The sequence below is a fragment of the Corynebacterium tuscaniense genome (assembly GCF_008693065.1).
Taxonomy (GTDB): domain Bacteria; phylum Actinomycetota; class Actinomycetes; order Mycobacteriales; family Mycobacteriaceae; genus Corynebacterium; species Corynebacterium tuscaniense.
Map to the genome: position 1 here is coordinate 1 of NZ_VXKH01000031.1, position 22450 is coordinate 22450.

General features: G+C 60.1%; 17 protein-coding genes, 1 tRNA gene and 1 pseudogene. 7 read left to right on the forward strand and 12 right to left on the reverse strand.

Annotation, left to right across the window (positions count from 1 at the left end):
* The coding region (locus tag F4V54_RS06775; RefSeq protein ID WP_282958581.1) for a topoisomerase C-terminal repeat-containing protein at positions 1–852 on the forward strand (852 nt) is incomplete at its 5' end.
* Here the strand turns inward: F4V54_RS06775 and F4V54_RS06780 are convergent.
* Positions 849–2375 carry an adenylate/guanylate cyclase domain-containing protein gene (locus F4V54_RS06780; protein WP_102723809.1) on the reverse strand — a complete coding sequence of 509 codons (1527 nt, stop codon included), beginning with the start codon at positions 2373–2375 and terminating at the stop codon, positions 849–851. The two genes, F4V54_RS06775 and F4V54_RS06780, sit on opposite strands and share 4 nt — an antisense overlap.
* Before the next feature lie 50 nt (positions 2376–2425).
* Here F4V54_RS06780 and F4V54_RS06785 point away from each other — a divergent pair, with 50 nt between their 5' ends.
* Together F4V54_RS06785 and F4V54_RS06790 are read left to right on the forward strand one after the other, a co-directional pair.
* Positions 2426–3649, forward strand: a complete 1224-nt coding sequence (locus F4V54_RS06785) for a DNA polymerase III subunit delta' (protein WP_232218082.1) — start codon at positions 2426–2428, stop codon at positions 3647–3649.
* 69 nt (positions 3650–3718) lie between these two features.
* A tRNA-Thr gene (locus F4V54_RS06790) sits at positions 3719–3794 on the forward strand.
* Positions 3795–3827: 33 nt separating this feature from the next.
* Here the strand turns inward: F4V54_RS06790 and F4V54_RS06795 are convergent.
* The 4 genes from F4V54_RS06795 to F4V54_RS06810 all read right to left on the reverse strand — a co-directional run bounded on the left by F4V54_RS06795 (position 3828) and on the right by F4V54_RS06810 (position 7532).
* Positions 3828–4283 (reverse strand): DUF4442 domain-containing protein, encoded by a 456-nt coding sequence (locus F4V54_RS06795; RefSeq protein ID WP_150386670.1) that lies wholly within the window; start codon positions 4281–4283, stop codon positions 3828–3830.
* A 93-nt stretch (positions 4284–4376) separates the two neighbouring features.
* The gene (locus tag F4V54_RS06800; RefSeq protein ID WP_150386671.1) at positions 4377–5240 is read right to left on the reverse strand and encodes a DsbA family protein; all 864 of its coding nucleotides are present in this window, start codon (positions 5238–5240) and stop codon (positions 4377–4379) included.
* Positions 5241–5300: 60 nt separating this feature from the next.
* The gene (gene rfbA / locus F4V54_RS06805; protein ID WP_150386672.1) at positions 5301–6164 is read right to left on the reverse strand and encodes a glucose-1-phosphate thymidylyltransferase RfbA; all 864 of its coding nucleotides are present in this window, start codon (positions 6162–6164) and stop codon (positions 5301–5303) included.
* A 27-nt stretch (positions 6165–6191) separates the two neighbouring features.
* On the reverse strand, positions 6192–7532 hold the full coding sequence (locus tag F4V54_RS06810) for a sugar nucleotide-binding protein (protein WP_150386673.1): 1341 nt from the start codon (positions 7530–7532) through the stop codon (positions 6192–6194).
* Positions 7533–7644: 112 nt separating this feature from the next.
* Between F4V54_RS06810 and prpD the strand changes: the two genes are divergently transcribed.
* Together prpD and F4V54_RS06820 are read left to right on the forward strand one after the other, a co-directional pair.
* Positions 7645–9156: a 2-methylcitrate dehydratase PrpD gene (gene prpD, locus F4V54_RS06815; protein WP_150386674.1), complete on the forward strand. Its 1512-nt coding sequence runs from the start codon at positions 7645–7647 to the stop codon at positions 9154–9156.
* A gap of 19 nt (positions 9157–9175) precedes the next feature.
* Positions 9176–10321, forward strand: coding sequence for a bifunctional 2-methylcitrate synthase/citrate synthase (locus tag F4V54_RS06820; RefSeq protein ID WP_150386675.1), 1146 nt, complete (start codon positions 9176–9178; stop codon positions 10319–10321).
* Positions 10322–10412: 91 nt separating this feature from the next.
* Here F4V54_RS06820 and rfbB read toward each other — a convergent pair whose 3' ends face one another.
* The 7 genes from rfbB to F4V54_RS06855 form a co-directional block, all read right to left on the reverse strand.
* On the reverse strand, positions 10413–11405 hold the full coding sequence (gene rfbB, locus F4V54_RS06825) for a dTDP-glucose 4,6-dehydratase (RefSeq protein WP_150386676.1): 993 nt from the start codon (positions 11403–11405) through the stop codon (positions 10413–10415).
* A gap of 164 nt (positions 11406–11569) precedes the next feature.
* On the reverse strand, positions 11570–12514 hold the full coding sequence (locus tag F4V54_RS06830; RefSeq protein ID WP_150386677.1) for a hypothetical protein: 945 nt from the start codon (positions 12512–12514) through the stop codon (positions 11570–11572).
* Positions 12515–12712: 198 nt separating this feature from the next.
* Positions 12713–14002, reverse strand: a complete 1290-nt coding sequence (locus tag F4V54_RS06835; RefSeq protein ID WP_150386678.1) for a Dyp-type peroxidase — start codon at positions 14000–14002, stop codon at positions 12713–12715.
* Between the two features lie 26 nt (positions 14003–14028).
* Complete coding sequence (locus F4V54_RS06840) at positions 14029–14658, reverse strand: copper chaperone PCu(A)C (protein ID WP_150386679.1); 630 nt, start codon at positions 14656–14658, stop codon at positions 14029–14031.
* 74 nt (positions 14659–14732) lie between these two features.
* On the reverse strand, positions 14733–16739 hold the full coding sequence (locus F4V54_RS06845) for a prolyl oligopeptidase family serine peptidase (protein ID WP_150386680.1): 2007 nt from the start codon (positions 16737–16739) through the stop codon (positions 14733–14735).
* 124 nt (positions 16740–16863) lie between these two features.
* Entirely contained in the window at positions 16864–18012 is a 1149-nt protein-coding gene (locus F4V54_RS06850; protein ID WP_034663091.1) for an alpha/beta hydrolase, read from the reverse strand.
* Between the two features lie 492 nt (positions 18013–18504).
* Complete coding sequence (locus tag F4V54_RS06855; protein ID WP_150386681.1) at positions 18505–19920, reverse strand: alpha/beta hydrolase; 1416 nt, start codon at positions 19918–19920, stop codon at positions 18505–18507.
* A 156-nt stretch (positions 19921–20076) separates the two neighbouring features.
* On the opposite strand from F4V54_RS06855, the gene lpdA reads away from it, so the two are divergent.
* Positions 20077–21489, forward strand: a complete 1413-nt coding sequence (gene lpdA, locus F4V54_RS06860; protein ID WP_180969899.1) for a dihydrolipoyl dehydrogenase — start codon at positions 20077–20079, stop codon at positions 21487–21489.
* A 151-nt stretch (positions 21490–21640) separates the two neighbouring features.
* A pseudogene (locus F4V54_RS06865) lies at positions 21641–22450 on the forward strand (hypothetical protein); the annotation flags it as partial.

The following is a 22450-nucleotide window of genomic DNA, read 5'->3' on the forward strand; positions in this document are numbered from 1 at the left end:
GTCGTGGCCAAGGAGGGCCGCTACGGCCCTTACGTCACCGAACTCGTGCGTGACGACGAGCGCGCTACCGCCGAAGCCCGCGCCCTCGAGATCGTCGCCGCCGAACGCGCTGAGGAGGATGCCCAGCGCGCCGCCGAAGGTAAGCGCGCCAAGAACTGGGAGACCAAGACCGCGACGGCGCAAAAAGAGAAGCGGGTCGAGCAGCTTATCGACGAACACCTCAAACCCGCCACCGCCTCCCTTTTCTCCACCATGGAACCGTCCACGGTCTCCCTGGAAGAGGCACTGCAGCTGCTGTCCCTGCCACGTGAGGTGGGTGAAGATCCTGCTGATGGTGAAGTTATCACTGCTCAGAATGGCCGCTACGGCCCGTACCTGAAGAAGGGAAGCGACTCCCGCTCCCTGGCCAACGAGGAGCAGATCTTCTCCATCACTCTGGACGAGGCTCGACGCATTTACGCCGAACCGAAGCGCCGCGGCCGCGCCGCCGCCCAGCCACCCCTCAAGGTGCTTGGTGATAACGACGTCTCCGGTAAACCCATGACCGTCAAAGACGGCCGCTTCGGACCCTACGTCACCGACGGCACCACCAACGCCTCCCTCCAGCGCGGCGATACCCCTGAAACCATGACGGATGCCCGTGCCAACGAGCTCCTCTCCGCCCGCCGCGCCCGCGAAGCGCAGGACGCGGAGGCCGGTGGCACCGGTCGGTCTGGTCGGGCGAAGAAGACCAGCAAGAAGGCCAGCAAGAAGGCTACGAAGCGTTCGACCAAGAAGACCACGAAGAAGACTGCGAAGAAGCCCCCGCAGACCACCAAGCGTGTGATCAAGGCTGGCTCCCGCCGGTCTTAGTGCCTCTCCGCCAACGTGGGCCGGACGGGTCGGGCAAGTTGGGTCATCTTGTTGCGGCCGCGGAGCTCGATGGATTTCATGCGGGTCCAGCGGGCTTGTTCGATCTCGTTGGCCTCACTGAGTGTGGAGGTGTTGGTGAGCACGCGGCCTGGGGTGGTCTTTGCCAGCTCGGTGAGGCGGGCAGCGGTGTTCACAGCGTCGCCGATGACGGTGTATTCGAAGCGATCTTGGCCGCCGATGTGTCCGGCGACGACGTGGCCGGCGGCAACACCGATACCGGCATCCAGTTCAAGTCCGCGCAGGTCTTGACGTAGTTCGCGGGCGGCTTTGAGCGCGTAGGAGACGAAGTCGGGCAGGTTGACTGGGGCACCGAAGATGGCCAGTGCCGCGTCGCCTTCGAATTTGTTGATCACGCCTTTGTTGCGGTGCACCACGTCCACGACGATTTCAAAGAAAGCGTTGAGGGCCTCCACGACTTCCTCAGGGGTGCGGTCCACGGCGAGTTTGGTGGAGCCGATGACATCCACAAACACGACAGCCACTTGGCGAGCCTCACCACCGAGTTCCGGTTTTTCCTCAAGTGCCTTTTGGGCAACTTCGGAGCCGACGTATTGGCCGAAGATGTCGCGGACGCGCTCCCTTTCGTTGAGGCCACGCATCATTTCGTTGAAGCCGGATTGGAGGACGCCGAGCTCGGAGCCGTCGTAAATGTCCACTTGTGCGGAGGTGTCACCGCTGCGCACTTGGTTGATGGCGTGTTGGAGTTCTTTGATGGGGTCAACCACGCTCATGGTGGCAAACATGGTGCCGGCCATGCCGGTGATGATGGCGGTGATTGCGATGGCGGAGACAGACGGCATGAGCTCGCCGGGGGTGTCTTGGAAGAACCCGTAGTGTTGGGCGGCGAGCAGGAAGAGGATGCCCAGGAGGGGCACCCCGGATGTCATGAACCAGACCAGGTAGAGCCGCTGTTTGATGGGTGGCTCCAGCATGGTGTCTTCGGCGCGGTTGGATAGGGTTTTGGCGGCGATGGGCCGCACGAGCCGTTCGGCTTGGACGAAGGTGAGTACGCAGGTGAGCAGCCCCGCCATGATGGTGGAAATAGCCACGACGAAGGCGAGCTGGGCGTCATGCCGTGCGGTGGCTGCGGTGGCGATGATGATGCCAAGGAGCCAGATCACCCCAACGACCAGGGTTTGTAGTACGGGGATGCGCAGCACCAGGGTGCGCACAGCTGCGGCGTCGTACCGTTCGGGCCTGCGACCGAAATGGAGTACGGGACGGAAGAGGGTGTAGGAGACGATCCCGCCCACGACCACGGCGAGGATGAGGTACACGATGCCCAGCGGGGCGAATCCAGACGCGACTGCGCCGAGTTGTTTCGCCCCGGGCATGGGGATGAGGTAGCGGACAAAGGCCATGATGGCCATCGCACTGAGTACGTTGGTGAACAGCAGCACGGAGGCATAGAGGGGCCACGGGGTGCCCATGATCCACCGAAAACCGCGCCACATCCGTTCCACGCTCATCTACTCTACGTTGCTTGTCGCTACATGGTTGTAGTGTGGGGGACGTGACTGCGCCGAATCTTCCTGCCTCGCGTTCTGTGGCTGAGCGTCTTGCCGATATTCCGTCGGTGCGTTCGGTGATTCTCGCTGCCGCAGCCGCCGCGCGTGGGGTGGAGGGTGCCCCGGCGCATGCGATGACGCATTCATGGTTGTTCACCGGTCCGCCGGGGGCCGGGCGTTCGACATCAGCATTGGCATTCGCGGCGGCGCTCGTCTGCACGGACCCGGAGGAGCTCGGGTGCGGTCGTTGTCAAAGTTGCCGGGATGTTTTCGCCGGTGCACACACGGATGTTGTGCATGTGGTGCCGCAAGAGCTTGTCATCAAAGTCAAAACGGTGCGTGAGATTATCGCTCAAGCGTCGCGCTTGCCGACGATCTCTCCGTACCGCATCATCATCATCGACGACGCCGACCGGTTCTCCTTTGAGGCAGCCGATGCGTTCCTGAAAACGGTGGAGGAACCACCAGCCTCCACCGTGATTATTATGTGTGCACCGTCGACAGACCCGGAGGACTTTTCCACGACGTTGCGCTCGCGGTGTAGGCATTTGTATGTGCCGGCGCCGTCGACAAGCGAAATTGTGCGTCTACTGATGGAGGAGGAAGGTGCTTCGGAGCAGGTGGCCCGGCTTGCCGCGGTGACGTCGCTGCATCATGTGGGGCGGGCCCGCCGATTAGTGCGCTCTGAGGAAGCGCAACTTCGCAGGGGTACGGCGATCAACCTGGCGGAGCTTGTCTTCCACGGCGACCAAGCATTTAAGGCGGTGGCCTCGTTGGTGAAGTCCGCTGATGCCGCGGCGAAGGACGCCTATGCGGACGCGGACCAGGAGGAGCGCGACAAACTCGAGAATGCCCTCGGCATGGGGGCAAAAGGCAAGGGCGCTGCGCGGGCACTGCGGGGGAGCGCCTCGTCGATGAAGGAACTGGAGGCAGCGCAGAAAGCCCGCGGCACACGGCGTTTGCGCGACGTGCTCGACCTCACCTTGGTGGATGTGGCCGGGGTGTACCGCGATGCCATCGTGATCCGCAGCGGCAGCGGGGTAGAGCTGGTTCACCCGGACTTTGAGGGACTCTCGCGTGACATCGCTGAGCGCGTCGATGTTGCCGGACTCACCGAATGCCTCGATGCCATCGCCGAATGCCGCGAACGCCTCGACCAGTCCGTCCTACCTGTCATTGCTTTCAATGGAATGTTGGGCCGCATCCGGCTTGCTTGCGGCGTGAGCTGACCCGCGATTTTTGCTCAGCGCTGCTTCTCCACTAAGCTAAGCCCTCGGATTGCACGCTGTGTTTTCCACGCCGCCTTAGCTCAGTCGGCAGAGCGTTTCACTCGTAATGAAAAGGTCGCGAGTTCGATTCTCGCAGGCGGCTCCACCAAAACCCCAGCTAACTGAACTAGCCCCCGAACTACTGCTGCTTGCGCCGGTAGTACACCTGGCGGCGCACGTGGGCGACAACGTCGCCTTCTTCGTCGGTGATGTCCACGTCAAACCAGTGGAGGTACTTATCGCCGTTCGCGGTTTTCTCCTGGATGAGCGCGTAGGTTTCCTCCGGGATGCGCATATCAGCGGTGATTTTGCCACGGCCGGGCTTGGTGTATTTGATCTCACCGGCGGTGTCCCAGATGCGGTATTCCTTGCCCAGGCGGTGCATGGAGGCGAGCATGAAGAAGGGGTCTGTCATGGCGGACATGGTGCCGCCGAAGGCTACGCCCATGGCGTTTTTGGTCAGGATGTTTGGTTTGTGGGTGACAACGACGCGGGTGCCGTCATCGGCAAATTCCTTGACTTTCACACCGGCGCCCAGGAAAGGGGGCCAGAAGCTCATGAAGTGTTTGAGTTGGCGTGCGGTGTAGTGGGGCATGAGAAAAGCTCCGTCTGTATGCGTGGAAACATGGGGCAAACGGAGCTAACTATACCGGGGGGTTGGGTGAGGTGCCCGGCCCACCCCAGCTGGTTATTTCGCGGTGAGTTGGGTGTTGATGGCGGAGCGGAAATCACCGATGGGCATAGCACCAGCCAGGAATTTCTTGCCGACGATAAACCCAGGTGTTCCCGTAATACCCAGGCTTTGGGCGTAATCGCGGGCCTTGTCGATCGCTTCGTTGTACTTATCGCTTTGGGCATCGGCGATGAACTTTTCAATGTCGGGTACTTCAGCCTTTTTGGCAAAACCGATGAAATCCTCAAGCTCGAAGCCGGGGTGCCCGCCCTTATTAGCAGCGGCAGCCATGTAAGCATCTTTGTATTCAGCGAATTTGCCCTGCTCGGCGGCCGCACGGCCAGCCTTTGCAGCAGCGATGGATGCTGGCCCTTGGACGGCGAGGTCGTTCCACTCGATGCGAACGTATCCCTTCTCCACGTATTCCTTGATCAACTCCGGCTCCACGGTGGTGGAGTGGCGGATGCAGAACGGGCAATCCCAGTCACTGAACTCAGAGATAACGACGGGCGCGTCCAAAGCACCAACCGCCATCGGGTCCTTGGGGTCGCGGCGAGCAGCGTTATCAATCTCATCCTGGGAGGTGATGGGGGCGCTAGGCCCCTGGATAGTGGCGTCGAAGAAACCGTTGGCATCTGCCTTCACCGGGCTGAAGTTCGTGCCCGGTTTGGCACTATCAGGAATGCCGACGTCAGCCCCTTCGGCCCCCGCACCTTCAGATTCAACGCCACCCACGTGCTCCTCCATCTGGTTCAGGGCGTTTTGCTGCCCATCGCGCTCACCAATGACGTAGCCGCCCACGGCTGCAGCCAGGGCGAAGACAATGGTGAAAGCCCACATCAAGGGCGGAATTTTGGTTTTAGGGGTGGTGTTGGTCATGGGGTCTCCGGGTTGAAGGGAAAACGTCGATAAGCGTGCGACCGCACGATACCGCAATTATTACTCGCGGGCGGCATCGAGCAGATACTGCCCGTAGCCCGATTTCAGCATGGGCGCGGCGAGCTTCTCTAGCGTGTCCGCATCGATGAAGCCTTGATGGTACGCGGCCACCTCGGGCGAACCGATGACTGTGCCCGTGCGCTTTTGCAGTACCTCAACGTAGGCGCTGGCTTCACTCATGGAGTCAATCGTACCTGTATCCAACCACACATCCCCGCGGTGCAAGCGATGAACTTTGAGCTTGCCCTGCTTCAAGTACGCATCGTTGACGCTGGTGATTTCCAGCTCCCCGCGCTCACTCGGGGTGATCTCCGACGCGATTTTCACCACGTCATTGTCGTAGAAGTACAGCCCCACCACGGCGAAGTTGGACTGCGGCTCCGATGGTTTCTCTTCGATGGCGGTGGCGGTGCCGTTCTCATCGAAGCTGACCACGCCGTAGCGCTCCGGGTCGCTGACCTCATAGGCGAAAATGGCGCCACCGTCAGGGGCTGTGGCCTCATTCATCAGGCGGGTAAGTTGCGTGCCATCGAAGATATTGTCGCCGAGCACGAGCGCCACCGAATCGTCCCCGATGAATTCCTCCCCGATGAGGAAGGCTTGTGCCAGCCCGTCGGGGGAGGGCTGCACCGCGTAGTCAATCATGAGCCCCCACGCGGAGCCATCGCCGAGCAAACGCTCAAATGCCTCACGGTCTTCCGGAGTCGTGATGACCAGGATCTCCCTGATACCAGCGCTGATCAGGGTGGACAGCGGGTAGTAGATCATGGGCTTGTCGTAGATAGGCATGAGCTGTTTCGAAATGCCCTTTGTAATCGGGTACAGCCGTGTGCCTGACCCGCCGGCGAGAATGATGCCCTTCATGCTTGGAAGTCTAGCCAGGTCTTCTGGCTAGCCCAGGTACAAGGCGAGTGCCACGCGCCAATTCGTCGGCGTGAACCCGGTGGCCTCAATCTTGTCCAAGGCCAGCGTTGATTCCGCCGGGCGGGCAGCTTCCGGCCCATTGAGTTCCTGGTACTGCGCGGTAGTCACCGGGGTCACTCCCGTTGGATCGGAGCCGGCGGCGTTGAAGGTAGCCATGGCAATCTCATCCCGCGACGCCGGGTCCCCGCCGGAAGTGATGTTGTAGATCCCGTACTCCGCGTCCACGTCCAGCAGGTGTACGATTCCCTTGGCCAAGTCCTCCGCCCACGTCGGGCGCCCGCGCTGGTCGCAGACAACCTTCACGGATGTGCCATTAGCGGCCAGCCGTGCCATCGTGGACATGAAATTAGGACCGTCGCCGAAGACCCACGCGGTGCGCACAACATAATGGCGCGGACATGCCGCGGCCGCCGCCTCACCCGCGCTTTTCGACGCCCCATACAGCGACAACGGACTCGGCGTTTCCTCCTCCGTGTGCTCTTGCAATGTTCCGTCGAACACGTAATCCGAGGACACGTGCACCAGCGTCAGGTCATAGCGCCCAGCGATCTGCGCTAGCTTCGCCGGGCCGAGTGCGTTGACTTCCCACGCAGCTGTTCGGCCTTCCGCGGTTTCGGCCCCATTCACATCATTGAAAGCAGCCGCGTTGATGATGGTGGAGTACTGTGTCCAATCCCGAGCCGCCTGCAGATCCTCCACCGGGGCAGTCAGGTCAAAGTCCTCGCGGGTGCAGAAGTCGGCGTCAGGCAGGAGATGCTGCAGAGCCCTTCCGAGCTGCCCGTTTGCACCTGTGACCAACGTGCGACGCGGTGCCACGCGCTGTGCTTTAGCCAACGGTGGGTGGGCCAAGTCCTTTTCTGAGACCTCGGTGGGCTCCAGTGGCCACTCAATCTCCCGATAGGAACAAAAGGCGTATTGCGCATCCGGACTCCATCGCGCATTGCACAGGTAGATGTAGGTGGTGCCATCCTCAAGTGCTTGGAATCCGTTGGCCACCCCGCGCGGCACAAACACCGCGGTGTCAGGCCCGATCTCACAACCGAACGTCGCACCGAAGGTGGGGGAGTCTTCCCTCAGGTCCACCCACGCACCAAACACCCGGCCCGTGGCCACCGACACGTACTTATCCCACGGCTCCGCGTGCATTCCTCGGGTGGCCCCACGTGAGGCATTGAAACTCACGTTGTTCTGCTCGACGCGCATCGGCGGCTGCCCCGCCCAGTTCTCCTTGAACCAGCCGCGGTTATCGCCGTGGACCTGCAGTTTTCTTAGCTCAAGCCCGTCGATGCCCGTGTTCGTGTCAGTCATGCCCGCCATCTTAATCGCTGAATAATCACGGAAAACCTGCGCGCCAGGGAGCTAGTTTTGCGATACTAACCAACACCCCGTATTGGAGACCCTTTCAGGAGGCCGACCGCGCATGATCAACCACCAGGTGCGCACGCACCGTTCCGCAGAAGATTTCCCCTATGAAGAACACCTCGCGTACAAAGTTGCCCAGGTAGCGGCCGATCCCGTGGAGGTGCCGGCTGAGACGACCGAGATGATCATCAACCGCATCATCGACAATGCGGCAGTGGCCGTGGCATCGGTGGTGCGCCGCCCGGTGACCTCGGCCCGCGCGATGGCGCAGGCTCACCCGGTGGAGAAGCAGGGCGCCACTGTCTTTGGCATTGACGGTCACTTCTCCGCCGAGTGGGCCGCTCTGGCCAATGGCACCGCGGTGCGTGAGCTGGACTTCCATGACACGTTCCTCGCCGCGGATTACTCCCACCCGGGCGACAATATCCCGCCGCTGCTAGCCGTCGCGCAGCACAAAGGCTTGGATGGAAAGACACTCATCCGTGGCATTGCCACCGGGTATGAGATCCAGGTGAACCTGGTCAAAGGCATCTGCTTGCACGAGTTCAAGATTGACCACGTGGCGCATCTCGGCCCGAGCGTGGCCGCCGGCATCGGCACCATGCTGGACCTGGACGTGGACACGATCTACCAGTCGGTCGGCCAGGCACTCCACACCACCACGGCCACCCGCCAGTCCCGCAAGGGCCTCATCTCTTCGTGGAAGGCCTACGCGCCGGCGTTCGCAGGCAAAATGGCCATTGAGGCCGTGGATAGGTGCATGCGCGGCGAAGGCGCACCCGCCCCGATCTGGGAGGGGGAGGACGGAGTCATCGCGTGGATGCTGCACAGCCCGGACCGCACCTACACGGTCCCGCTGCCCGCGCCGGGCGAGCCCAAGCGCGCGATCCTGGACACCTATACCAAAGAACACTCCGCGGAGTATCAGTCCCAGGCCCCGATCGACCTGGCGCGTCGCATGCGCCAGACGCTTATCCGCGCGGGTCGTTCTACGACGGATATTGCCTCCATCGTGCTGCACACCTCGCACCACACCCACTACGTCATCGGCACCGGTGCGAATGATCCGCAGAAGATGGACCCCACCGCATCGCGTGAAACACTGGACCACTCGATCATGTACATCTTCGCCGTGGCGCTCGAGGACGGCACGTGGCACCACGTGGACAGCTACTCCCCAGAGCGTGCCGGCCGCCCCGAAACGGTGGAACTGTGGCACAAGATCTCCACCGTCGAAGACCCCGAGTGGACGCGCCGCTACCACTCCACCGACCCCGCCGAGAAGGCGTTTGGTGCCCGCGCCGTGATCACCTTCACCGATGGCGAGGTCATCGAAGATGAGCTCGCGCTTGCCGACGCACACCCAGACGGCGCCCGCCCATTCACCCGGCCCGATTACATCCGGAAGTTTAGGACGTTGGCGGAGGGGATCGTCGATAAGCAAGAGCAAGACCGCTTCCTCGCGGCCGCTGAAAACCTGGAAAACCTCACTGACTTGAACGAGCTCAACGTGCGCCTCACGCAGGACGCACTGGCCACAGCCCCGGCAACGCCAGAGGGCATCTTCTAACCCAACTAAGGAGCCAGACATGACCGAGCGACCAGACATCCGCAAAGGCCTCTACGGTGTTATCGCCGACTACACCCAGATTTCCAAGGTCAACCCCGACACCAACTCGCTGCTCTACCGTGGCTACCCCGTCCACGAGCTTGCCGAAGGCGCCACCTTTGAAGAAGTAGCCATGCTCCTGTGGAACGGCGAGCTGCCCAACGAAGACGAGCTCAACGAGTTCTACCGCGTGGCCCGCGCGCGTCGCGGCCTTGATGAAGAGCTCATCGGCGTCATCGAGGCCATGCCGAAAGACTGCCACCCGATGGACGTGCTGCGCACCGCCGTATCGTTTTTGGGCACGCGCGACCCGGAGAAGTTCACACCGAACTCTGACCACATCCGGGACATCGCGCTCACCCTACTGACCAAGCTGCCCACCATCGTTGCGCTGGACATTCGACGCCGCCGTGGCGAGGGCTACATTGAACCCGACGTGAACCGCGGCTACGCCGAAAACTTCCTCTGGATGGTCTTCGGCGATGGCGAAGGCTCACCCGCCACCATCCCGTCTGACGTGGAAGCTTTTGAGAAATCGATGATCCTGTACGCGGAGCACTCCTTCAACGCCTCCACTTTCACAGCGCGCGTGATCACCTCGACCCAGTCCGACACATGGTCCGCTGTCACCGGTGCGATCGGTGCGCTTAAGGGGCCACTGCACGGCGGTGCGAATGAATTTGTCTTGCACAACTTCGTTGAAATCGACGACCCCGCCAAGACCGAAGAGTGGACCCTAAACAAGCTCAAGAACAAAGAACTCGTCATGGGCTTCGGCCACCGCGTGTACAAGAAAGGCGACTCCCGTGTACCCACCATGGAAGCCGCCTTCAAGAAACTCGCCTCCGAACACCCAGAGAAGAACGCCTCCAAGTGGGTAGAGATGTACGACATCATGGCCAAAACCATGTACGAGAACACGTCCATCAACATCATGCCCAACCTGGACTTCCCAGCAGGGCCCGCGTACTACATCCTCGGATTCGACATCGAATTCTTCACCCCGCTCTTCGTCATGGCGCGCATCACCGGGTGGACCGCCCACATCATCGAGCAGTTTGAAAACAACACCATCATCCGCCCGCTCGCCGCGTACAACGGGCCGGATGAGAGGCATTTGGACTAGGCGGTTCTAGGTCGGCCAGTGGCCGACCTATATGCCATGGCCTACTAGCAGTCCTATTAGCCGACCTATTGGCTGGCCTACTGGCCGTGGCTTATTGGCCGTGCGCGGCGTAGCCCTGCTCTACCGCATCCTTCGCGTCGCGCCACCAAGCCTCGTTCTCGCGGTACCAAGCAATGGTTTGCTCAAGCCCCTCGCGCAGATCGGTGTAGCGCGGGCGCCAGCCGAGCTCCTTGGTGAGCTTGGTGGCATCCATGGCATAGCGTTGATCGTGCCCGGGACGGTCCGCGACGTGTTCGTAGGTTCCACCCATCAACTCGCAGATGAACTCGATGACGTCCTTATTTGAGTGTTCGCCGTTGGCGCCGATGTTATAAGTCTCGCCGATGCGGCCGCGTTCCAAGATGGCCAAGACCGCATCATTGTGGTCATCCACGTGGATCCAGTCGCGCACCTGCTCGCCTGTGCCATACAACTTGGCTGGGCGCCCGGTGAGCAGATTAGTGATCTGTCGGGGAATGAACTTCTCTATGTGCTGGTAGGGGCCGTAATTATTAGAGCAATTCGAGATTGTCGCCCGCACCCCAAAGCTGCGCACCCACGCTCTGACCAGGTGATCCGAGCCAGCCTTCGTCGCTGAATAGGGTGATGACGGATTGTAAGCGGTCGTCTCCGTGAACTTGGCCGGATCATCGATAGCCAGGTCTCCGAAGACCTCATCAGTGGAAATGTGGTGGAAGCGCTTGTCATGTTTTCGTGCCGCCTCCAGCAGCGTGAACGTCCCCACCACGTTTGTTTCCACAAAGGGGGATGGGTCGCGCAGCGAATTGTCATTGTGAGACTCCGCCGCGAAATGCACGACTGTATCGGCTTGTTTGCACAGCTCGTCTACCAGGACAGGGTCCGCCACAGACCCTTTGACCAGCTCAACCTGGTTGTTTTGGCCTGCGCCTTTAAGGTTTTCGGCGTTACCGGCATAGGTCAAAGCATCCAGAACAATGATGCGGGTATCCGGATAGCGCTGCGCCACCATGTGCACAAAATTCGAGCCAATGAAACCGGCGCCACCAGTGACGAGCATAGTCATGGCATTCATGCTAGCTGGCTCGTCTTTGGCGTATAGGGAGTGCCGGTGAAAGATTTAACAGCGGGCTCACGTGCGCATGCGAAGCGCCATGCTCTGACCTGCAGAAATGGAAATCTGTGGCGGGGTGGGGCTTCGTGTGGTGTCAAATCCTTCACTCGGCCCCGCTAGGCAGCTTGCGTCGCACGCATCAGAAACTCCGGCAATCGCGGGAGAGTACCGGCGGTTACCCGGATGACAGTCCAGCCCTGTAGCGCCGCTTCAACATTGACTTGTGAGTCCCAATCACGCTGTTCTCGTTTCAAGTGGTGTTCGCCGTCGTACATCATGGCGATCTTCAGTTCCGGAATCGCTAGATCAAACACAGTGACCAGGGAACCGGCAGCCCACAGAGGATGCTGCTCAACGACCATCACGCCAAGGTTCTTACACAAAGCATGGGCCAGTAGTCGCATCTCAGTTTCTTTTGGTGAGTCCGCTTTGTTGGTTGTCAGTTCCACGATTCTTTGGAGCCAGCGCTTGTTCACTCTGTCTTTGCCAGAACTAACAATGTCGTCGGGTGTTACGCCAAGGAACCGTCGAGCGGCATCAATGAGCTGGATGGACTGCATTTCTTTATACGCAATTCCATCAATACGTGAAGCAGGCCACCGGTGAACGCTTGCCCGGATCATGTTTAAGGCAGAAATAACAGCAATGGCTGGTGGAGAAATTTTGAGGGGTACGCACTCGAAGTAGACATACCAATGTTCCACACTGGTTGGTCTTTGAACGAGAGGGCTGAACTGGGTGGGTGGCTTGTTTCTATTTACAGGGCCGAACAGGGTGGTGTGGCAGTGATCAGCAAAATAGGGCAACCCGAAAACAGCCAGGGCACTCATCCCCGCGATAGTGTGGCCAGGGTGTTCCATGGCCATGGCTATTGCGCGCGCCGCGGCGGGTGCAGGGTGGACGGGGCGAATGACGCTATTGGTGGGCAGTGACGTGTAGATATTCTCGGTGACCTTAATACCAGGGCCGCCACGGAAGAGACCTCCTGGCACGGAGCGGGTCACATCCATTGCATCGTGTAGTTCGCGGTAGAGCTGTAGGTTTGTCTGTACGTTTCTCATACCTACTTAGACCGCTGCACATCCCAATTTGGTTCCTTTGAGTCTTGTGTGAGTGAAGGATTTAACATCCGGTCCCCCGCCGTTTTTTAAACTCCCAGGTCACAGCGATCCGGTTTGTGGGCGACCCGCGGGGAGATGCAAATCCTTCACCGGGGCAGAGGGCCTCGCCGGCCCCGACCTAAGTCCGCGCCGGCCCCGCTAGGCCTCAAACAGATCCTGGCCCCAGTACTCGCCCTCTTTAGTGCCGTGCGGCACCGCAAACACCGCGGAACCGATGTGGGTGATCCACTCGTTGAGGCGGTCTGCTTCGGCGAGACGTTTTTGGATGGGGTCAAACTGTTTTAGGGGGTTCTTTTGGAAGCAGATGAAAATCTGTCCAGCATTGGATGTGCCACGCGTGTCTGGTCCTGGTGGCATGTCGAAGTTGTAGGGGCGACGGTAGATCCGCTCAGAACGGTCGGTGGAAAAAGCGCGCGCCATGTGGGAATTTGGGTCGATGACTGGCAGGCCGTACTCATCGAGGGCGTCAAAATCGGGTTGATCGAATTCGTCTGTGCCAGTCAGTGGGGCACCGGTTTCGATTGTTCTGCCCATGGCAACTTCGCGGGATGCGCGGTCAAGAATGTCCCATTCATCCATCAGCATGGCTATGCGTCGAACCACCATGGCGGTGCCACCGTGGAGCCATTTGGGGCCTTCGTTGATCCACACGATGTCGCCGAACTCATCCAGGGCTGGGTTGGCGGTGCCGTCGAGCTGTCCGAAAAGATTGCGCGGGGTGGTGCCAGCCTCGACGGATCCGCGGGCGTGCAGGAATCCGTCTTGGATCCATGCGACGTCGACGTAGGTGCGCGCAGTCTTGGTCATGAATCGCGAGGCGTGCGACAAGGTGAAGCGGTCATCGGAACAAAGTTGGAGGCAGATGTCTCCGCCGTTCCAGGCGTCAACGAGTTCGTCGCGTGAGTATTTAGGCAGGTCCCCGAGCCAGTCCGGGGCTTGATCGGCGAGCCCAATTTTGTCCAGCAAGCTACGTCCGTAACCAACCGTGATGGTTAGGTTCGCAGTTGATTCGAGGTTTTCGGGTTCCAAGTCAGCGAGACCGGCTACGCCGCTGCACATGCGGCGTGCGTCATCGGTCCACAAGCGCATCAATCGGATAACGTCATCGCGGTTGGTTTTGCTGTCTTTGAGATTGAACGCGATGAGTTTGATGAAGGATTGTTCGGGCGTGGAAATGCCCGCTTGGTGGGGGCCATCGAAAGGCACCCGGGATTCAGCAAGAAAGTCATTGCCGCCAGGCTCCTCTGTTCCTTGGCCTGGCCATTTTTCGCTTGTCTGCTCCCCCTCAGCGCACCCCCCAAGCCCCATCACCGTGAGACCGGCTACACCTGCTGCACCGGCAGTACCTGCGCCACGGAGAAATTGGCGGCGGGTGGCTCTGGTTGGCTGCTGTTTCGCGTTCTCTGGTTGGTGTTGCGGGTCAGGCATGGCGGGTGGCGCTGCTCCTTTGGGGTTTAGTGGCCGGCGTGGTCGCCGTGGTCCATGTTGTCCATGTCCCCAGCGTAATTTTCTTCACCGGAAGGCTGTTCCCGCACGGGGATCTCGGTGGTGATGGTGGAACCGTTATCCAGCTTGAGCTCGACGGTCAGACTATCACCGGCCGGGATGGCGCCGGGGTAGTTCATGATCATCAGATGGTCGCCGCCTGGAACCAGGTCGTAGGTGCCACCGGCCGGGATGGTGAAGCCGCCTTCCTTTTCGCGCATCATGCCGTCCACGGTTTCGTGGAGTTCGGTGCTTGCGCCCTCGAGGGTTGGGGAGGAGAAGGAAACTACGTTGATGTCTTTGTCGGACATGTTCTTGAATTGGCCGAAGCAAGCGGTCATGTCGGCGTGCTCCATGTCCTTGTCGGTCATGTGCTCGTGTGCCTCTGCGTCATCCACAGCAGCCTTGGCGCGGCAGTAGCCGTCAACAAGTTGGATAGCTGCTGCGCTGTTGTCAGCCTCAACGGCACTGGTGCTTTCCACGGCGGAGGTGGTGGCGCTGGTGTCAACTGAGTCGCCGTCGTTAGAGCAGGCAGCCAGGCCGAGGGAACCGGCGCAGAGGGCCGCGGCCAGAGCAATGGACTTCTTTGAGTTCAGCATCGTAGTGATCCTTCTGTCGGTTGAACGATGTGTGGGATTAGTCGCGTTAAGAATCCGAAAAGTTCCCGAAAAATTTACCTTACCCCCAACTTTTTATTGATCCATTGGTAGATGAGTGTTTCTACCCGCGCGACCTGCTGGTTGTCGGCGGCACCGGCATGGCCGCCGGCGGTGTTTTCAAAGTAGTCCACTGGTTGCCCTGCCTTGGCTAGCGCAAGGGCAAAGGTGCGTGCGTGAGCTGGGTGAACGCGGTCGTCGCGGGTGGAGGTAGTGACTAGAGCAGGGGGATAGGAAACACCGGCAGTGACGTTCTGCAGGGGTGACCATGCCTCAATCGCCGCGCGCTCCTCGGGGTTGTCTGGGTCGCCGTATTCGGCCATCCAGGACGCGCCGGCGGAAAGGGTGTGGTAGCGCAGCATGTCCGTAAGGGGCACCTGGATGACAGCGGCACCAAAAAGCTCCGGGTACTGGACCAGGGCGCCGGAGGTGAGAAGCCCACCGTTGGAACCACCCCGGATGGCCAGCAGAGAAGGGGCGCTGTATCCCCTGGCCACAATGTCTTCGAGGACGGCGCGGTGGTCCTCCCACACTTTGTGCCGGTTGGTTTTTACTACTTGGGAGTGCCATTGCGGACCGAACTCGCCGCCACCGCGCAGGTTGGGTTGCACGTAGAAATTGCCCTGTTCCAGCCATGCCATGCCGCGGAGGGCGGAGTACCCCGGGGTCAAGGAGATTTCGAATCCTCCGTACCCGCCGACGAGGGTGGGGCGTTGTCCACGGGTGAAATCGCCGGTGATGAAGTAGGGAATTTTTGTCCCATCGGCCGAGGTTGCCCAGTGTTGGCGGGTTTCTAGGCTTGAAGCATCAAATTCGGCTGGCGCTTGGCGCACCACCTGACCATCGCGCAGCAGTGTCGACGGAGTGGTGAAGTTGGATACGTTGATCCACACCTCCTCACCATGCACCGGATCCAACGGGCTGGTAGCTACCACCGACGCAGTGGCGGCGTCCGGCAGTGCCACCTCCGAACGCGACCATGTTCCCAGTTCGAAGCTGGAAATACGCGTCACCACATTGTCCAAGGTGGTCACTAGGAGGTGGGTGGAGGTGATGGAAAGGTCGTTGATGGGGGCGTCGTCGATAAGCGTTCGAATCTTCCTGTCACCCGCAAGGAACGCGTCGAGCTGAATGACCCCCAGTGCGCCGGCAGGCAGGCCCGCGAATGGGGTGCGGGGGACGAGGAAAAGCCATTGTTTGTGCGGGACAACCGTGCAATCGGTGGGCGCGTCGATGAGTGTCATGCGTCCAGTCGCGTCACCCACGAATGTCAACGAGGTATAAAAATCCAGCGCGCGTGTGAATGTCACGCGCTCAAAACCCGGAGTATGGTCCACCTGCGCGCCCACGGCGACATCGCTGGGCTCGCCACGGAAAATGACCGGCGCGCTGGCCAAATCCGTGCCACGTTCCCAGCGCCTCACCTCGACCGGGTAGCCGGAGTCCGTCACAGAGTTCGCGCCCAGGTCCGTGCCTACGAGCAGCGTGTTCAGATCCACCCAGCTCACATCGGATTTCGCCTCAGGCAGTGTGAACCCGTCGATGAACTCGCGGCTCGTCAGATCAAATTCGCGCACGACCACCGCGTCCGCCCCGCCGCGCGAGAGCCGCAACAGTGCGCGATCATGGTGCAGTGGGCGCACGGTCGCGCCTTTCCACACCCAGTCCGCATCTTCAGTGCGCGCAAGCTTATCGACGTCCACGAGCACCTCCCACCGCTCCCCACCAGCGAGATATTCCTCCGTGGTGGTGCGACGCCACACCCCACGGGGATGGTCACGGTCACGCCAGAAGTTGTACAGGTGCTCCCCACGGCGGGTGACGTAGGGGATCTTGGCTTGAGTGTCCAAGGCCTCACGCATCCGCTGTTCCAACTCAGCTGTGCCCGGTTGGGTGCGGACGGCTTCCTCGGTGGCGTCTGACCATGCGGTAGCCCACCTCAGGGCTTCCGGGCCGGAGATATCGTCCAGCAGCTCAGGGGCAATGGTGAGATCAGGGGTGAACTGTTCGGGGTGGTCGCTCATGCCCCCACACTAACCACGCGCTCGAAACAGCGAAAAGCCCCTGCCTGGCAGCTTGGGCTGCCAGGCAGGGGGATAGTTTGGACTGCCAGGCAGGGGGTAGGAGGACGGGGGCTTTGAAGCCCTATTACATCTTGAAGGCTGGCTTAATAGTCTTCTCCCAAGAGTTCTCCAGATCCTTGCGCCAGTCCGGCCAGGAGTGGGTGCCCACGTTGCGGAACTCGTAGTGTGCCGGAATATTGAGCTTTGTCAGCTTGGCACGCAGGTCATGGTTGCAGGAGTTGATCGCGGCTTCAATGACACCACCTTCAACCTGCAGGGTCATAGCGGCAGCGGAAGCCTCAGCCTGGGTAGCGCCCTTGCCCATAAGGGTGCCCATCATGTCGTTTTCGGAGGCAAGCCCCGTAGCAGTGGAGACATACAGTGCGGTGCCGCGCAGCTTATCCGCATTGACCAGTGCATCATTCCAGCGGTTGTACTCGCCGCCCATCGGCCCCCACATCTGCTCCGGGGTGACGTTCTGATAATTCGCACCAGCAGCGCCTGCGCCACGGTTGACGGTCAGGCGAGCAAAGTTGTACGGAGCCATGGTGGACGTTGCGGCACAGCCAGAGAAGGAAGCCGCAGCGTCATAGAAGCCCGGGATCTTGGTGGGCAGCACCAATGCGGAGGTGCCGGACATGGAGAAACCAACGATTGCGCGACGGCTGTCCGCACCCAATTTCTTCTCAATCGGGCCCGGCAGCTCCTTGGTCAGGAACGTTTCCCACTTCTGTGGGCCACGGAAGTACTGCGCCTTTGGGGTATTCAACCAGTCGGTGTAGTAGGAAAACGCGCCCTCCATCGGGATGACCACGTTCACGCCCTTATCAGCAAAGAACTTTTGGGTGTTTGCATAGGTCAGCCAATCATTGTTCTGCTCTGCGCCACCGGCACCGTTGAGCAGGTAGATCGTCGGGGCGTTCTGCACCGCCTGGCCATCCTTATTGCGTGCCGGGATAACTGCAACTGGGATGTCGCGTCCCATGGACGGGGAGGTGACCCAGTAGGCCTGCACCTTTTTACCATCAACTTCGGCAACCCACTCGGCTGTCTTGCCGGTGGAGATGGCCTTGGGGGCCTCGTTGGCATCCCAGTTCTTCACGGTGCCTAGTGCGGCGTCGCCAGCTGCTTGCTCGGCGGTGACGGATGCGGCATTCGCTGGGGTGGTAACTGTGGCGCCACATGCGATTGCGGATGCTGCCGCGATAGCGAGGGCGGAGCGGAAAAGCTTCATGGTGTTCCTTTGCTGCTTCGGGTTCACCCACTCTATTCGCTTCGGTGGCGGCGGGTGTTACCGAGAGATAATTTAAGATCGCACTTGACTTTAACTGTGCAACCCCTGACCGACAAGCGATAAAAACCATTAATGTGGCTCAAGTGAATCATGTTATTGTGAAAACCGACTGTAACGACACCATGGCCCTTCACGAATAATGGCGTGAAGGTTTATTAAAAGCTCGTCCCACTGAGCGTCGAAAAACCCCACTACTCAAGGAAAAGGACAATAACAATGCACCTGAACCCCATCGAGCAGATCCAGCTTACAATCAACGAGTTCCTGGGTGGCCTGGCCCACGGAGCGTCCTCGATGTCCTCAGGCATCGCCCTGGCACTGGGCATGTTCTAAAACACGCGCTCTGCAGAAAACTGCAGATGAAAAACGGCCTTCCCCGCAGTTGCAATGAGACCGCGAGGAAGGCCGATTTTTCTGCTTAGCTCGGAGCTGCTAGCTGGATTTATCAGCATCCCAGGACGAAGAGTCTGGCAGGCTTTCTCGGTCCGCCACGAAGTTGCTGCCCAGCAGGGCGGGCCCGATCACGGTTTCCCAAGAGCGATGCATGTCGTCCCGCCACACGGGCCACGAGTGGGTACCAGTGTTCTTGAACTCAAAATGGGCCGGAATGTTCAGGCTGTTTAATTTTGCGCGCAGATCATGAGTGCATGCGTTGGTTGCTGCCTCGATGACGCCACCTTCGATGGTGGTGGTCATCGAACCGTTAATGGCATCCAAAGGGCTTTGTTTGCGCGCATTGCGGCGGTAGCTGTACATATCCTCTTCTGCGGCTAAACCGGACGCGTTGGAGATGTACAGTGCAGAACCTTTGAGCTTCTCCGCGTTCACCAGGGCGTCGTTGTAGCGGTTGTAGGGGCTGCCCATCGGACCCCAGATGTCGGCCGGGGTGATGGAACCGTAGTTTGGGTTTGTGGCGGCCCGGTTCACAGTCAGTGAAGCAAACGCCCAGGGCAATGAAGTGGACGTAGCGGCGCAGCCAGAGAAAGAACCAACGGCGTGGTATTCACCCGGGTAGTGTTCTGCCAGGAGGAGCGAAGATGTGGCGGACATAGACATGCCAATAACGCCACGTTTAGTGGTGTCGGCGTCCAAGTAGGTCTCCACCGGCTCGCGCAGTTCGCGGCCCAAGAAAGTGGTCCACCTCTGTGCGCCCTTGAAGTAGTCGGACTTAGTGGCCAACTGATCACCATCAGCGAGCCAGTCCACGTAATAGGAGAAGGCGCCCTCCATGGGGATCACCACGTTGACACCTTTGCCGGGGAAGTAGGTATGGGCCTTGCCGGCGTTAATCCAGTCAGCGTTCTGTTCAGCGCCACCGGCACCATTGAGCATGTACAACGTCGGCGCGTTAGGGATGCGTGTCTTCTTATCCGGACCAGTGGCCGGGATGATGGCTACTGGAATCCAACGGTTCATGGATTCGGACCAGACTTCCCAGGCTTCCACCTGGGAGTCTTTCCCTGTTGTGGTGGCAAACCACGCTTGCGCCCCACCACCTGCCGTGTGCGGCGGAGCGGTCAGCTTACGCAGCTGCCCTGCCACTGGGGATTTCGCAGCGTGGTCAGGCTGGTTTTGGGCCGCCTGGATAATGTCGGCGGGAATGTCAGCCTCAGGGACATCCACTTCGGGAACAATCTCGGCGGGCAGATCGACAGGATCTATTGCCGGGGCAGGATCATCCTGCTCGGTCGCGGCCTCGGATTCACTGCCGGTATCGGGGGTGGTAGGGGTGACCTCAGTGACGTCGCCAAGCGGTGCGAACACTGGCGTTGAATCGGCGGCCGCGAATGAGCCTGCAATGAGTGCGCCTGCGGTGGCGGTAACCAGCATGGGGCGAGACAGCTTCATGGGGGTCCTTCTTGGATGGCGGGACAACTTTGTACATCATGCCAAACCGCTGAAGGAGTTGTGAATATGAGGCAAAGACCCCTATTTGGGCGCGATAAAACGGTACAGGGAAACCTGTCCGAGCGTTTAGGCGCAAGCGCACGTATCCTAGTGGGCGTGACTAATGAACATTATGACGTTGTAGTACTCGGCGCGGGCCCTGGTGGCTACGTCGCCGCTATCCGTGCGGCTCAACTGGGCAAGAAGGTTGCGGTCGTAGAGAAGCAGTATTGGGGTGGCGTTTGCTTGAATGTCGGCTGCATCCCATCCAAGTCCCTCATTAAAAACGCTGAGGTCGCGCACATCTTCAACCATGAGGCTAAGACCTTTGGCATTAAGGGTGAGGTGTCCTTTGACTATGAGGACGCGCACAAGCGTTCCCGCCAGGTCTCGGAGAAGATCGTGGGCGGCGTCCACTACCTGATGAAGAAGAACAAGATCACGGAGATCCATGGTCTGGGGTCCTTTAAGGACGCTAAGACGATTGAGATCACTGAGGGCGATGACAAGGGGAAGGAAATCTCCTTTGATAACTGCATCATCGCTACCGGTTCTGTGGTGAAGACCCTGCCGGGCGTTGAGCTGTCTGAGAACGTGGTGTCTTACGAGGAGCAGATCCTCAATCCGAAGGCCCCAGAGAAGATGGTTATTGTCGGTGCCGGCGCGATTGGCATGGAGTTTGCGTACGTGCTGTCCAACTACGGTGTGGACGTCACTGTCGTGGAATTCATGGACCGTGTTCTGCCGAATGAGGAAAAGGACGTTTCCCGCGAGATTGCTAAGGCGTACAAGAAGCTTGGTGTGAAGCTCCTGGCGGGCCACGCAACCACGGCTGTGCGCGATAACGGTGACTCCGTCGAGGTTGATATTCAAAAGAAGGGCTCCGAGGAGACTGAGACCCTGACCGTGGACCGCGTCATGGTTGCTGTTGGCTTCCAGCCACGCACGGAAGGCTACGGCCTGGAAAACACGGGTGTGGAGCTCACCGAGCGCGGTGCGATCGCTGTGGATGAGCGCATGCGCACTAACGTCGAAGGCATTCACGCCATCGGCGATGTGACGGCGAAGCTGCAGCTTGCTCACGTGGCTGAGGCTATGGGCATCGTCGCTGCGGAGACCATCGCGGACGCAGAGACTATGGAGCTCGGCGATTACCAGATGATGCCACGCGCAACATTCTGCAACCCACAGGTCGCATCCATGGGTTACACCGAGGAGCAGGCACGCGAGAAGTTCCCGGACAAGGACATCAAGGTTGCTACTTTCCCGTTCTCCGCGAACGGCAAGGCACTCGGCCTGGCTGAGTCCCAGGGCTTCGGCAAGCTCATCGTTGATGGTGAGTTCGGGGAGATCCTCGGCTGCCACCTCGTTGGAGCCAATGTTTCGGAGCTCCTCCCGGAGATTAACCTCGCTCAGCGCTTCGACCTTACCGCGGGCGAAATTGCACGTAACGTGCACATTCACCCGACATTGTCTGAGGTGCTTAAGGAGATTGCGCACGGCGTCGAAGGTCACATGATCAACCTCTAAGCACTTGCTTATCGACGATTGGTAGGCCCCAAACTCCACCATCCCAGGTAGAGTTTGGGGATTTTTCAGCACCCATTCAGCTAAACGGTCTAATGGACGGTAAGGTTAGCAATGTTCTTTACCGTACGAACCGAGCAAGAAGGGTCAAAGCGTGTCTACGAATAACCCCAACGGTGGCCCCACCTCAGGCCCGAATGATCCGAAGGATCCAGTGGATCCCAAGGACCCGAAGAATGGCAATGACCCTCAAACCGGATCGTCCGGCACGAGCGAGTACACGCCTTCGAAGTATTCCAGCGGTGCGGGTGGCACCAGCAGCACTGATAGTACCGACGGTGCCAGCAAGCCTGGTAACTCAAGCGGTACTTCTGGATACTCAAGCTCCCCGTATGTCCACACGCCGTCTTCGTCGGACTCGACCCCCACGACGTCCCTCGGCGAGACCAAGCAGTCCGGCAAGTTGGATTCGGCTGGAATGTCGGGCCAGCCCGATAAGCCAGCCTCATCCGCACAGCAGGGTCAGGCAGCATATCCGGGACAGCCTGGTCAGTCAACGCATTCGGGTCAGTTCGGTCCGACTACTGGTTCCCCTTTCGGTGGGCAGCAAAATGGCCGGCCACAACCCGGCGGACCGCAGTCAGGTTCCACCTACGGTGCTTCCAGCTCCGGTGCGCAGGGTGCTCAGAACCGACCCACCATACCGGGTGGCGTGAACGAAACCCGCGAGTTCGGTGCGCCACAATCGGCGTATGCACAAGGAGGTCAGCGGCCAGGCTTCCAGGGCGGACCTCAGGGTGGACCACAAGCTGGTCCGCAGGGCTTCCCACAAGGTGGTCCGGCGGGCCCCGGCCCCCAGGGCGGTTACGGCTCGCAGTACGCGGGTAGCCCATACGGTGCGCCGGGGCAGCCTGGGCAGCCTGGGCAGCACGGCCTCTACGGCGGCGCTGGTTACCAGAACCCG

Excerpts from the sequence above, each read along its gene's own strand:
- F4V54_RS06795 (WP_150386670.1), bottom strand. The coding sequence starts at position 4,283 with ATGCCCCACTACACCGCACGCCAACTCAAACACTTCATGAGCTTCTGG.
- rfbB (WP_150386676.1), bottom strand. The coding sequence starts at position 11,405 with ATGACTATGCTCGTCACTGGTGGCGCCGGTTTCATTGGCTCGAATTTT.
- F4V54_RS06835 (WP_150386678.1), bottom strand. The coding sequence starts at position 14,002 with ATGCCTGACCCGCAACACCAACCAGAGAACGCGAAACAGCAGCCAACC.
- F4V54_RS06850 (WP_034663091.1), bottom strand. The coding sequence starts at position 18,012 with ATGAAGCTTTTCCGCTCCGCCCTCGCTATCGCGGCAGCATCCGCAATC.
- F4V54_RS06810 (WP_150386673.1), bottom strand. The coding sequence starts at position 7,532 with ATGACTGACACGAACACGGGCATCGACGGGCTTGAGCTAAGAAAACTG.
- F4V54_RS06830 (WP_150386677.1), bottom strand. The coding sequence starts at position 12,514 with ATGAGAAACGTACAGACAAACCTACAGCTCTACCGCGAACTACACGAT.
- rfbA (WP_150386672.1), bottom strand. The coding sequence starts at position 6,164 with ATGAAGGGCATCATTCTCGCCGGCGGGTCAGGCACACGGCTGTACCCG.
- F4V54_RS06820 (WP_150386675.1), top strand. The coding sequence starts at position 9,176 with ATGACCGAGCGACCAGACATCCGCAAAGGCCTCTACGGTGTTATCGCC.
- F4V54_RS06855 (WP_150386681.1), bottom strand. The coding sequence starts at position 19,920 with ATGAAGCTGTCTCGCCCCATGCTGGTTACCGCCACCGCAGGCGCACTC.
- prpD (WP_150386674.1), top strand. The coding sequence starts at position 7,645 with ATGATCAACCACCAGGTGCGCACGCACCGTTCCGCAGAAGATTTCCCC.
- F4V54_RS06840 (WP_150386679.1), bottom strand. The coding sequence starts at position 14,658 with ATGCTGAACTCAAAGAAGTCCATTGCTCTGGCCGCGGCCCTCTGCGCC.
- F4V54_RS06800 (WP_150386671.1), bottom strand. The coding sequence starts at position 5,240 with ATGACCAACACCACCCCTAAAACCAAAATTCCGCCCTTGATGTGGGCT.
- F4V54_RS06845 (WP_150386680.1), bottom strand. The coding sequence starts at position 16,739 with ATGAGCGACCACCCCGAACAGTTCACCCCTGATCTCACCATTGCCCCT.